This window comes from Bradyrhizobium sp. NBAIM01, assembly GCF_020194115.1.
Taxonomy (GTDB): Bacteria; Pseudomonadota; Alphaproteobacteria; order Rhizobiales; family Xanthobacteraceae; genus Bradyrhizobium; species Bradyrhizobium yuanmingense.
In genome coordinates, this window is record NZ_JADYVU010000001.1 from 1,269,950 (window position 1) to 1,281,953 (window position 12,004).

Annotated in this window: 9 protein-coding genes; 7 read left to right on the forward strand and 2 right to left on the reverse strand. The window is 56.9% G+C overall.

The annotated features are described in order from the left end of the window. Window positions 1-357 precede the first annotated feature (357 nt). Both I6F31_RS05525 and I6F31_RS05530 read right to left on the reverse strand, forming a co-directional pair. Window positions 358-1,755, reverse strand: coding sequence for an aminotransferase (locus tag I6F31_RS05525; RefSeq protein ID WP_225184981.1), 1,398 nt, complete (start codon window positions 1,753-1,755; stop codon window positions 358-360). Between the two features lie 10 nt (window positions 1,756-1,765). After that, on the reverse strand, window positions 1,766-3,280 hold the full coding sequence (locus I6F31_RS05530; RefSeq protein ID WP_225184982.1) for an NAD-dependent succinate-semialdehyde dehydrogenase: 1,515 nt from the start codon (window positions 3,278-3,280) through the stop codon (window positions 1,766-1,768). 152 nt (window positions 3,281-3,432) lie between these two features. Between I6F31_RS05530 and I6F31_RS05535 the strand changes: the two genes are divergently transcribed. From I6F31_RS05535 to ehuD, 7 genes are all read left to right on the forward strand, one after another. After that, window positions 3,433-3,909, forward strand: coding sequence for an Lrp/AsnC family transcriptional regulator (locus I6F31_RS05535; protein ID WP_225184983.1), 477 nt, complete (start codon window positions 3,433-3,435; stop codon window positions 3,907-3,909). A 483-nt stretch (window positions 3,910-4,392) separates the two neighbouring features. Next, a complete protein-coding gene (locus I6F31_RS05540; protein WP_225184984.1) occupies window positions 4,393-6,039 on the forward strand; it encodes an MFS transporter in 1,647 nt (548 codons plus the stop codon). Between the two features lie 677 nt (window positions 6,040-6,716). Then, window positions 6,717-7,436: an SDR family oxidoreductase gene (locus tag I6F31_RS05545; RefSeq protein ID WP_225184985.1), complete on the forward strand. Its 720-nt coding sequence runs from the start codon at window positions 6,717-6,719 to the stop codon at window positions 7,434-7,436. Window positions 7,437-7,989: 553 nt separating this feature from the next. Next, on the forward strand, window positions 7,990-8,862 hold the full coding sequence (ehuB, locus tag I6F31_RS05550; RefSeq protein ID WP_225185145.1) for an ectoine/hydroxyectoine ABC transporter substrate-binding protein EhuB: 873 nt from the start codon (window positions 7,990-7,992) through the stop codon (window positions 8,860-8,862). 140 nt (window positions 8,863-9,002) lie between these two features. After that, window positions 9,003-9,788, forward strand: coding sequence for an ectoine/hydroxyectoine ABC transporter ATP-binding protein EhuA (gene ehuA, locus I6F31_RS05555; protein ID WP_276573188.1), 786 nt, complete (start codon window positions 9,003-9,005; stop codon window positions 9,786-9,788). Continuing rightward, a complete protein-coding gene (ehuC, locus tag I6F31_RS05560; RefSeq protein WP_225184986.1) occupies window positions 9,789-10,526 on the forward strand; it encodes an ectoine/hydroxyectoine ABC transporter permease subunit EhuC in 738 nt (245 codons plus the stop codon). It abuts the gene before it with no gap. A 47-nt stretch (window positions 10,527-10,573) separates the two neighbouring features. Further along, the gene (gene ehuD / locus I6F31_RS05565) at window positions 10,574-11,257 is read left to right on the forward strand and encodes an ectoine/hydroxyectoine ABC transporter permease subunit EhuD (RefSeq protein WP_225184987.1); all 684 of its coding nucleotides are present in this window, start codon (window positions 10,574-10,576) and stop codon (window positions 11,255-11,257) included. The last annotated feature ends 747 nt before the right edge of the window (window positions 11,258-12,004 follow it).

Sequence of the window (12,004 nt, forward strand, 5' to 3'; positions counted from 1 at the left end):
AGGTGCAGCGAACGTAGCTGCGATTTCACCCAGCGGTTATGGGCGCCATGCGCGTGGGCACCACACACCACTCCATGCCACCTCTTGGAACTAAGTTTGGGCGATATCGCGGACCAGCGCGTCCGACTGATCAGGCGCCGCCGGCATTGCACTCCTATCACCGCCTTTGCGATGGTCGAATGGAACGCAAAATCCGTCCAACTCAACCATCACGACGCCGACGTGTGGGTCTTTGAGTACCTTACAAGGACCTTGCTGCAGCGCGATCGAAACCGGGTCCTGGTTGCCGCCAAAGCAAGCGAACATGAACGAAATTGACGAACCGGCACCTCGCATAGGCGAGAATAGGTGTCGAGCTCAAACCGCAAATTCTTTCGTAAGCTCGTCCATCACTTGCTTTGTGGCGCGATAGGCGAGTTCGACGATCTCATCTATTTCATGTTCGGAAACGACGAGAGGTGGGGCAAATCCCAGAATGTCCCCATGCGGCATTGCTCGGGCAATAAGTCCCCTCTCGCGCGCCGCCTTGGAGATTCGGGCGCCCACTTTGAGCTGGGGATCAAAACGGCGTTTGGTCTGGCGATCGGCGACGAACTCCACTGCACCGAGCAAGCCTACGCCTCTCACTTCACCGACGATCTCTAGCTGCGCAAATCGCTCATTGAGGCGCTTCAAAAAATGAGCGCCAACGATTCTCGCGCGATCCTTTAGTCGCTCCTTCTCCACGATATCGAGAACTGCATTCGCGGCCGCCGCTGCAATCGGATGGCCGGAATAGGTATATCCGTGGGAGAACGCGCCGACCCGATCGGCGGCCTCTTCCATGACCCTGTAGACCCTCTCGCCAACGATTGCTGCAGAGAGCGGCATATAACCGGACGTCAGACCCTTGGCCACCGTTACGAGGTCAGGCTCCATCCCATAAAGAGTGCTGCCGAACTCAGCGCCTGTGCGGCCAAATCCACAAATCACTTCATCTGCGATCAAGAGCACGTCGTAGCGTCGCAGTACGGCTTGAATTTCACGCCAATAACCATCGGGCGGCGGTGTGATGCCTCCTGTACCCAACACCGGCTCGGCAATGAAGGCTCCGATTGTTTCTGGCCCCTCACGCACAATCATCTCTTCAAGTTCGGCTGCACGCCGGCGAGAGAACGCCTCTTCCGTTTCACCTGACTCCGCGCCCCAGTAGTGATGGGGGACTCCGGTGTGCAAAATGCCTGGAAACGGAAGATCCATGTGATCATGATAGAACGACATACCGGTCATTGAGCCAGAAACGACAGTGCAGCCGTGGTATCCGCGCTCGCGCGAGATGATCTTCTTCTTTCTGGGCTGCCCGCGCAAATTATTGTAATACCAGACCAGCTTCGCCTGTGTTTCATTGGCGTCTGACCCGGACAGACCGTAAAAGACTTTGCTCGCCTTGCCCGGCGCCATTCGCACAAGGCGATGGGAGAGGTTAGCTAGCTCGTCCGTCGTGTGGGCCGCATAGGTGTGATAGTAGGCCAGCTTGTAGGCCTGCCGCGCAATTGCCTCGGCGACCTCGGTCCGGCCGTAGCCAATATTGACGCAGTAAAGGCCGGCAAACCCGTCGATGTAACTATGTCCCTGCGCATCCTCAATGCGGATTCCTTTCCCTCCGGTGACAATCGTCGGATCACCAGCTTTACCTGTGGCAAACTCCTTGAGCTGGGTGAAGGGATGTAGAACAGTCGCGCGATCTTTCTCCGCGATCGTCTTGATATCATTCATACCAAATCTCCTAAGCCACCAAGTCGCCGAAGCAGACGTACTTCAATTCCATAAACTCCTGGATGCCATGCCGCGAACCTTCGCGACCCAGGCCGGACTGCTTCCAACCTCCAAACGGAATGGGCGGCCCAGTGAATGACGCCGTGTTGATGCCGACCATTCCGTACTCGATGTTCTCAGAAAGTCGCAGCGCACGACGCAAGCTGTCGGTATAGATGTAGGCGGCCAAGCCCATCTCACTTGAATTGGCTCTGGCCAGGACCTCTTCCTCCGAGTCGAATGGAAGCACTGCGGCGACTGGGCCGAACGTCTCCTCGTTGGAAATGAGCATATCCTCCGTGACATCACTCAGCAGAGTTGGAACGACGAAATTTGGCCCGAAGCCCTGATCCTGGCTCGTAGAAATAACGCGCGCCCCTTTCGCCGCCGCATCGCTGATTTGATGCCTGCACTTTTCAGCCACGGACAACTTCGTCATCGGCCCGATATCAGTCCCAGCCTCAAGACCGTGGCCAACCTTGAGCCGAGTGACTGCCGCAGCAAACTTCTCGACAAAAGCGCTATAAGTGCCTCTCTGTACGTAGATGCGATTAGCCGCCAGGCAGTCCTGTCCCGAGGTTGCAAACTTTGCGTCAATTGCGCCTTTGACAGCTTTGTCGATATCAGCATCATCAAAGATGATGAAGGGAGCATGTCCTCCTAGCTCGAGCGACACCTTCTTTACTGTCCGCGCAGCCCCTTCCAGCAGCAGCCGGCCAACTTCTGTCGATCCTGTAAACGATAGGGCTCGCACTCTGGTATCGCGCAAGAGCGGCGTCGACAGTTCGACTGGATTGCCAACCAGAACTTGGAAGACGCCGGGCGGCACCCCGGCCTCGTCGGCCAGTCTTGCTAACGCAAGAGCCGAGAGCGGCGTTTCAGGGGCGGGCTTCACAATGACCGGGCAGCCGGCCGCCATAGCGGCGCCGGCCTTGCGCGTAATCATAGCGACGGGAAAATTCCAAGGAGTAATTGCCGCCGCAACACCAACGGGCTGCATTCTGACATGAAGCACACTTGCGGGCTTATGGCTCGGAATCGTCTCGCCATAAGCGCGCTCTCCCTCTGCGGCAAACCATTGGAGAAACCCCGCGCCATAGCCAATTTCGTACCTCGCCTCCGCAAGCGGTTTGCCTTGCTCGCTCGTGACGAGGACGGCGAGCTCTTCCGAATGGGCGAGCACTAATGAGGCCCAAGACCTCAGAATCGCGCCTCGCCTTTCTGGCAGCAGGCTCCGCCATTGTGCGAAAGATCGTTCGGCGGCCTCGATCGCAAGATTCATATCAGCAGCGCCGCAACGAGCGACTTGAGCGATCACTTCACCAGTTGCCGGATCAACGACGGCATCTCTCTTGTCACCCTCGATCCAGCGTCCGTCGATCAGAGCGGCCCCAGCGACAAAATCCCGACGACTCAGACTCTCGAGATGCTTTTTTGCTAGCCCGACCAGAGGTGGACTTTTGGGCCGAACAGCTTGCGAAACCATTTAGAAGTCCCTGTCGGTCATTTTGTTGAAATTCTGCTGCCAATCAGGATACTAATGTTGCGAACAGATTTGCGTCGCTTATTACCGTCGTTTGGACGGTTTCCTGCAGGACCTCGCCATTTGGCGGCGGAATTCAACTGGAGCTCCGAGTAATGCAATACGACCGAACAGACGCCCGCATCCTGGAGATTGTCCAAAAAAACAATCGCCTTACCTCTGAGATCATCGGAGAGCTTGCTGGATTGTCTGCAACTGCGTGCCAACGACGTCTGAAGAGGCTTCGCTCTGACGGAATCATCGAGGCCGACGTATCGATCGTTTCGGCGAAGGCCGTTGGAAGGCCCATTCAGATGCTGGTACTGGTAAGTCTCGAGCGTGAGCGCGCAGATATCATCGACAGATTCAAAAAAGCGATTAGGTCATCAGCTGAAGTCGTCAACGGATTCTACGTCACTGGAGATGCCGACTTCGTCCTGTATATTACGGCACGGACGATGGAAGATTATGAGCAGTTTACCAGGCGATTCTTCTACGAGAATCCGGATATCAAGGGGTTCAAAACGATGGTCGTCATGGATCGCGTGAAGGCTGGTTTTGCGATTCCCGTAGAGGCTCCCAACGAAGATTGAGTTTTGTGTCTTTGTCGTCGTTGACCCATGGCTTCTCGCCTTTTTTCGTCGATTAGCCACGCCGAACGCACAAAAGTCGTGCAATCGCTGTGCTAGAGTCTGGCGATGTTAAATTCGCACCAAGGTAGGGGCATGATTGCTCCAAGCCAGTGAATGGATGTCGCGCACATCTGTACGCGCGCATCTGCAAGAGAAGGCAAAGGCCGTTCCTCTCAGATTGGCTCTGACAGCGTCGCGCTGCTTAGACGCTAAGATGGGCTGTCAGAAGATTCGAGGAGACCTCCGATCAAAGCGAGACAGATTATCACGAGATCTCGATATGGTGTTTGCGGGTCAATGTTAGCGGCAGCAAAGCCAAGAGCGGCACGGCGCTTATATTTCAAATGTTTGGGCGCGTGTCAGAGCCGCTCGTCCACCTCGGCCCTAACGTTTCGCGAGTTTCTGAGCTGGGATCAGATTGCCGCGCGCGGGCCGCGAACCTAAATGCCAACGACTTCTGACTTTCAATCATCCAACAGCGTTGCCACGCCGCTGCAATATCCCACGTTCCGGCGCATTTGGTTGGCGAGTCTCCTGTCGAACCTCGGTATACTTGTCCAAGGCGTCGGCGCGGCCTGGGCGATGACCGAGATGACGTCTTCCGCTGATAAGGTTGCTCTGGTGCAGACAGCCTTGTTGCTGCCGGTCATGTTGGTGGCGATGCCGGCCGGCGCCATTGCCGATATGCACGATCGCCGAATCGTAATGCTGATTGCACTGTCGATCGCGCTTTGCGGGGCCACCGCCCTTACGGCGATTGATTGGTTGGGTTTCACGACTCCAAATTTATTGTTGGTGCTTTGCTTTGTGGTCGGCACTGGCATGGCGTTGATGGGACCGGCCTGGCAATCCTCTGTCAGCGAGCAGGTGCCGGCCGAGAGCTTGCCTTCTGCGATCGCTCTCAATGGCATCAGCTACAACATCGCTCGGAGTTTCGGGCCGGCCGTTGGTGGCCTAATCGTTGCGAGTGCAGGCGCGGTTTTAGCGTTTGCCGTCAACGCGCTTCTTTACGTCCCGCTGATAACTGCGCTGTTCCTGTGGAAGCGTGTGCCGAAGCCCTCGCGGCTACCACGGGAAAACTTGAGCCGCGCCATTGTCTCGGGCGTGCGCTATATCGCCAATTCGCCGTCGATCAAGGTCGTGATTGCGCGCTCGATGATAACCGGGATAGTTGGCAGCGGAATCCAGGCATTGATGCCGCTGGTCGCCCGCGATCTGTTGCACGGAGGAGCGCAAACCTACGGCATCATGCTAGGTGCTTTCGGCGTTGGAGCTGTAATAGGCGCGCTCAACATCGGTGAATTACGCGCGCGGATGAGCAGCGAAGCCGCGGTTCGGGCCTGCACGATATCGATGAGCGGCGCGATAGCCGCGGTCGCGCTCAGCCGCGAGCCGATATTGACAGTCGCGGCTCTGGTTTTAGCCGGCGCCGTGTGGACAATCGTGTGGACGTTGTTCAACATCGGGATGCAGCTATCAGCGCCGCGATGGGTTGCGGGCCGGTCGCTTGCGGCGTGGCAGGCATCGTTCTCGGGCGGACTTGCGATCGGCAGCTGGGCTTGGGGACGGCTCACCGATGGAGTGGGAGTCGAGATCGGGCTACTTCTATCCGCTGCCCTGATGCTGCTCTTGCCGCTGCTTGGCCACTGGCTGCCCATGCCGTCCGTCACCGAGCGGGGCGAGGACGCCGAGATGCTTGCCGATCCTAAGGTGCGGCTTCCGCTTACCTACCGCAGCGGGCCGCTGGTGGTTGAACTCGAATACAGGGTGGCTTCCGAGAATGCGCGCGCTTTCCACAGCGTCATGCAGGATGTGCAGCTCTATCGGCAACGCAACGGCGCCTATGGCTGGTCAATCGCGCGTGACATCGCTGATCCCGAGCTATGGACCGAGCGGTATCACTGCCCCACTTGGTTAGATTATTTGCGCCAACGCAACCGCTGGACCCAGTCGGAACGCGCGTTAGAAGAGAAGGCCATGGCTTTCCACGTCGGCCCTCCGCCTATTCGTATTCGCCGTATGCTGGAGCGCCCGTTCGGATCGGTACGCTGGAAAGAAGAGGTGCCCGACTGCGTTCCGAATGAGCTCTAGGCTAGTACAGCGAAGAAGGCCGATTAGGGCAGAGCTGCGCCGGCTCCGCCTCGAAAACGGAGGTCGGCTGTGTGGCGCATTGTCTAACGGAGTACGATGTTCGGCATCGCCTCACCGGGGCCGGCGCAGACGATCTCGACTGAAGCTTCGTATCTTGATCTGCAAAAGAAGGGGAGCGGCCAGCGCACTGGATTTGCATGACACCTGCGCGCCTTTCCAATTGAATGCAGATTTTCAACTGAAACGGGGCTTAGCACGAGCGGATTCCGCCGCCTTTGCGCGCTATGCTCTGTTTATGCCGTCAGAAAAAACACCATCTCCCGGAATCCTCAATCTCGAACGCGGACGGTCGCCAGGTGAGGTACCGCCTCGACTGGGGCTGGCTCCCGCGCGCTCTATCCCGCCACTTACGATTTCTCCGCTAGGGAAAATGTCAGCTTCTCCGCTAGGGAAAATGTCAGCGCAGCTCAGAGCGATACCATCATTGCTGCGCTACGCTGGAGCTCGCCTCCCCCCAGCCACCGGGCGAAAGAGGCCCAGTTCGGGTGACTTCGGCCCGACCGGGAGCTAGCACCTAACAAGCCTAAGCTGGCGTGCCAAAGCTTCGGCCTTTGAGAAGCCTTCGAGTTCACAGATTTGCAGGCGCGAGCCGCGGCAATCATAGGGAGGTATTCCACATGAGGAGAGTTCTAGTTACGGGCGCAAATCGAGGGATTGGCGTTGCTCTTGCGCGTCAATACGCCGCCGACGGCGCCGAGGTCATCGCGTGCTGCCGCGACCCGTCAACAGCCGTTGAGCTCAAGGTACTCGCGGCCACATTCGGTGAGCAGGTGCGGATCGTTCAGCTCGACGTAGCCAACGACGCCTCCATTAGCTCGCTCAAGCGCGCAATCGGCGACCTGCCTCTCGACATTCTCATCAACAATGCGGGGATCAACGGAACACCTAAAGCACAGTCGGCTGAACAAATTGATGTCGAAGGCTGGATGACTACGATGCGCATCAACGCACTGGCGCCCATGCTGATCGCGCAGGCGATGCGGGGCAACTTATTGCGCTCCTGCGAGAAGAAGCTAGTGGCCATTAGCAGCGATTATGCTTCCACCGGCAACAATTACGGCTCGAGCCGCGACAGATATGCTTACCGAGCCTCGAAGGCGGCACTCAACAACGGCATGCGCGGCCTCGCGCGCGACTGGGCCGAAGACGGGATACTCGTAGGAATACTCTACCCCGGATGGGTGCGTACCGATATGGGAGGGGAACGCGCGTCTGCCTCCCCCACTTCGATCTCTGCCGAACATAGCGCGCTCTGTCTCACCCGACGAATTGCGGAGCTCACACCTGCCACTAGCGGTGCTTTCCTGGACTACAATGGCGAGACACTCGAGTGGTGACCCGATTTTGGCGAACACCTCGATCGCCGAGAGCCAGACCGATTGTGGGCGGTTGAAATGATTACGAAGCGCGGCCTTTTCTTCGGGCTGATTGTCCGCAAGCTAAGGCCGAGCCACCCCATTCCTTGGATCGAGCCCGTCTGAGCGGAAACGCACTATATCCTGCAAAAAACGCCACTGGTGCGCAGGATTCCTGCAAAAAGCAGCTAAAAAATGGAGAAATCCAGCGCCGGAGCTTGGCAATACTATTTAAGAGAAAAGCCTCCGGGCATGACCGCGGGACAATGAGCCATTCGGCGAGGTGCAGATGCACGACGCAACCGAATTCCTGTGCACTCGCGGGCGGCAGGCTCATCTGCCATGAGCAGCGACGCGTCAAAGGAAGTCGCGCCTTTTCCTAATCTCACCAGCAGGTAGGCCTCCTGCTTTGCTCGCGGGAAAGCGACATTCATTCGGACAGCGATCCGCCACTCAAGCTGCCCTCTCTTTAATAAGGCGCTTGAACGCACCTCTACGTTACCCTGACTCGCGGAAATCGAAGGACGCGCAAATGATGAACCGAAGTGACGTTTCATGTTCGCTCCAGAGTAGCGCAAGGTGGTTGCTAGCTGCGATAGCGGCCGCATCAATCTTCAGTTCGCAAGCCTACTCCGTATCGGCCACAACGTTGGACGAAGCACAAACAAACGGAGTCATTATCGCAATTGCCAATGAGCCTCCCTGGATGAAGCTGGAGTCGGATGGGTCGCCCGCCGGCCTCGGCCCCGAACGCGACAAGGCTATCCTACAGGAAGTCGGAGTGACCAAATTCACCGGCCAGATGATGGAATATGGCGCGATGATCCCGGCGATCCAATCGAAACGAGCGACGCTGTCCTCGTCAGGCGCTCTCTTCATTCGGCCCGAGCGCTGCCAGGCAGTCATTTTCTCTAATCCCGTCAGTTGTGGAGGGGAAGCATTTGTTCTCCCCGCCTCACTGGCCGGCAAAGTGAGTTCCTATAAGGATGTCGCCGAACAATCCTTGAAGATAGGTGTCTGTGGCGGCTGCACTCAGCAGAAGCTATCGATCTCCGCAGGTGTGAAGGCCGACAACATTGTCATATTCCCTGATGGCACTAGCGGAATGAAATTGCTGGCTGACAAACGTATCGATCTTCTGGCCCACGATACTGCAACTGCCGCTGACTTGCAGAAGCGACTTGGCGATCCCTCCCTGACACAAGTCATCCATGTGGCCGATACAAAGCTTTCCTGCGCCGCGGCTGCCTTTAGCAAGGACAGCGTGGAATTGAGAAACGCTTACAATGAGGGCCTCCGAAAGATCATCGCTAGCGGGAAATATCTTGAAATCATGAAGAAGTACGGACGGGAGGATGGCACAGTCGGTGTTGGGAAAATCACAACCGAAGAGCTGTGCACCAAGTAGCTGCTCAGCACAGCTTTAAACGCACATCGAACCGGGCGTGTCACTAAGGGCGAGCAGATGGATGTGGCTGGCAAGCGTGATATCAGGGCCATCGGCTCTGCTCTGGCGTTCGTAGAGAGCTCTGTGTTGGAGGAGGCGCAATGACGCAGCCGATGATTCAGTTCAGCGAGGTCTGCAAGTTTTACGGTACTCATCCTGTTTTGACCGATCTGAGCTTCACGGTATCTCCTGGCGAGAAGCTGGCACTCATCGGTGCCTCGGGTTCGGGCAAGACGACGATATTACGCATCCTCATGACGCTCGAAACAGTCCAGCGTGGCGCGGTTCTAGTCGGAGGTCACCCGCTCTGGAGTGCAGAGACGATGACACTCAGTCCACGTCGGCGGGAAGCGCATCTGGAACACATGCGCAGCAATATCGGCATGGTATTTCAACAATTCAATCTCTTTCCGCACATGAGCGTTCTGCAGAATATTACTTTGGCGCCAGTACTCAGGGGCGGCCTCACCGAGATGGCCGCCAGGGATCTAGCGATGGATCTGCTCGAAATGGTCGGTATGGCCAGCAAGGCGCATGCCTTGCCGGCCGAACTGTCCGGCGGCCAGAAGCAGCGAGCGGCAATTGCGCGAGCGCTCGCGCTGAAACCAAAAGTCATGCTGTTTGATGAAGTGACGTCCGCGCTAGATCCCGAGCTTGTTGAGGAAGTGCTCAATGTCTTGCGCAAGCTGGCGCTCGACACGGACATGACCATGCTGCTCGTAACCCACGAAATGAGCTTTGCACGAGACTTCGCCGACCGTATCCTCTTTTTGGACGGTGGACGCATTGTCGAAGAGGGACCGCCGGAGCAAATATTTCGCAATCCACAGCAAGAGCGAACCAAAGCGTTCTTGCGTAAGATTGTGGCTGCGGGCTTGAGCCTCTAAATGCCCGAATCGCTCCAGTTTCTCCCGATTATCCTCTCGGGTGCAATCCACACGATAGAATTGACGCTCCTCGGAAATTTGTTAGCCGGGATAGTTGCTTTCGCTGTAGGATTCGCGCGGCTGTCGAGAACTTTCTGGTTGCGCCTTCCAGCACTCGTTTTCACTGAATTCTTCCGTGGCACGTCCATGTATGTCCAGCTCTTCTGGGCATACTTCGTGCTACCGCTTTCGGGGTTTTCGTTGAGTCCGTTTCAGGCAGCCGTGCTGGTCCTCGGCCTGAACTCCGGCGCCTACGCCTCCGAGATTGTTCGGGGGGCGATGCTCGCCCTGCCTCATGAACAGATCGAAGCATGCATAGCACTCAATCTTGGGCGTTGGCAGCGCTTGAGGCACGTACTGTTGCCACAGGCCTTGCTGCTGATGATCCCTCCCTTCTCGAACAGCGCCGTCGAGCTGCTCAAAAGCACCTCCATCGTGTCGTTGATCTCGCTTTCTGAAATGGCCTTCCGGGCCCAGACAGTGCGCACGCAGACTGGCGAAACGGCCATTCCCTATCTCACCATATTGGTTATTTATTTCGCGTTCGCGATGATCATTTCGACGTTGATGCGTCTGCTCGAGCAACGCCTCTCGCAAAGCAGCGACCGGATGCAAGCTTCAAAAGCACGGGGGCGGTCATCCCGTGTATGGACATTCTGGAGTCGCGCCTCGGTCCGGCTTCGGCTATTTCGACGTTGACGCACTTTCTTGAGCAACAGTGCACCCAAGCAACGGAAAGATGCAGAATGGATTGGAGTTGGTCCTTCGCTTTCGAGATCCTTCCTCAGCTCGTTGAGGGAGTAAAGATCACGGTATTCGCGAGCCTACTCGGCTCCGCAGTCGCTATGATAATGGGTTGTGCAATCGCGATCGGCAGACGGTCAGAACTACCCCTAGTAGCCTTGCTTCTGCGGTACTTCGTGGAATTCGTACGAGGCACGCCGCTTCTTGTTCAGCTCTACGTTGTCTTTTACATGTTGCCCGACATTGGCATTTTTCTCAGCCCCCTCACCGCCGGAGTGATCACGCTTGGGGTGCATTATTCGAGTTACACGTCGGAAGTCTACCGCGCTGGCATCGACAATGTGGAACGCGGGCAGTGGGAAGCTGCCAAAGCGCTGAACCTGACCCGTTTTCAGGTGTGGCGGCACGTCATCATTCCGCAGGCCGTGCCTCCGATGGTTCCTGCACTCGCCAACTACGTGGTTTCCATGTTCAAAGAGACTCCGCTGTTGTCCGTGATTACCGTCGTCGAATTGATGTCTCAGGCGCGTATTGTTGCCAACATCAATTATCGATATCTTGAGCCGATCACCATGGTCGGCGCCTTCTTCCTGGCGGTTAGTGTACCTGCTGTTGCCGGCCTTCGTTTTCTCGAGCGACGCTACGCCTTGCAACCAAAGCGCAGTAGCTACCAATCGGTGCTCTGAAATCAGCTCAGCGTCTTGGCTCGAAGAAGCGTCGAGATCTATTTGCGGCCAACATGCGCTGGCCGCGTGTAGCCGAGCACCTATCGATCAACGTTTTAGATGCGAGCCCTGCAGATCAGAGGCAAGACGATAAGCGTAGTCTCTCGATTAATCTAGAGCATCGTGACTCAGCGAGTGAGAGCAAGTAGCTCTCTAATATCAAGCTGAAAAGGCGGTTATTTCGTCGCCGTAGCGCGATCGTCGGTGAAAATCAGCTGGGCGCGGAATCTACCGCTTCTCAGGTTGGAGTTGGATGCGCGTCCCGTCGACAATTGACGACCACGTGTGGGCTATCCAGCCATAACTCTATCAAGCCGCAGAATTGCGACGAGAGGCGATCCGTGCCGGGAAAGCCGGATGGTGTGTGTCGGTGTCTCATCGCGTACGCCGACACACTTCGAGGACGTGGTCGGCTCAGGCCTCTGCACCGGTTGTGAAATATGGGCAAGCATCGCGCGGCCCGCAATCTCAATGCGAATCAATTTGAAGGAAATATCCGCCCCTGGTCAGACGGTATATATACCGGAGATTGACAGCGAGCAGACCATGGCTGCTGTCCGGGCGTGTTGGTAATGGGCTGGCAAACCCGAAGACGTTGCAACTCATCCGGTATGGGGCCGATGCGAGAAATCCATAGCTCCTGGTCCAGCGATCCGCCCGTCCGTCAGAAGGCAGCAGCTGGCGGCACCCTGACGGCGCTCGGTCGGG

Bases quoted from the DNA above. Each gene is read 5' to 3' on its own strand.
- I6F31_RS05535 (WP_225184983.1), top strand. From the start codon at position 3,433: ATGCAATACGACCGAACAGACGCCCGCATCCTGGAGATTGTCCAAAAA.
- ehuB (WP_225185145.1), top strand. From the start codon at position 7,990: ATGAACCGAAGTGACGTTTCATGTTCGCTCCAGAGTAGCGCAAGGTGG.
- I6F31_RS05525 (WP_225184981.1), bottom strand. From the start codon at position 1,755: ATGAATGATATCAAGACGATCGCGGAGAAAGATCGCGCGACTGTTCTA.
- ehuD (WP_225184987.1), top strand. From the start codon at position 10,574: ATGGATTGGAGTTGGTCCTTCGCTTTCGAGATCCTTCCTCAGCTCGTT.
- ehuA (WP_276573188.1), top strand. From the start codon at position 9,003: ATGACGCAGCCGATGATTCAGTTCAGCGAGGTCTGCAAGTTTTACGGT.
- I6F31_RS05540 (WP_225184984.1), top strand. From the start codon at position 4,393: ATGCCAACGACTTCTGACTTTCAATCATCCAACAGCGTTGCCACGCCG.
- I6F31_RS05530 (WP_225184982.1), bottom strand. From the start codon at position 3,280: ATGGTTTCGCAAGCTGTTCGGCCCAAAAGTCCACCTCTGGTCGGGCTA.
- I6F31_RS05545 (WP_225184985.1), top strand. From the start codon at position 6,717: ATGAGGAGAGTTCTAGTTACGGGCGCAAATCGAGGGATTGGCGTTGCT.
- ehuC (WP_225184986.1), top strand. From the start codon at position 9,789: ATGCCCGAATCGCTCCAGTTTCTCCCGATTATCCTCTCGGGTGCAATC.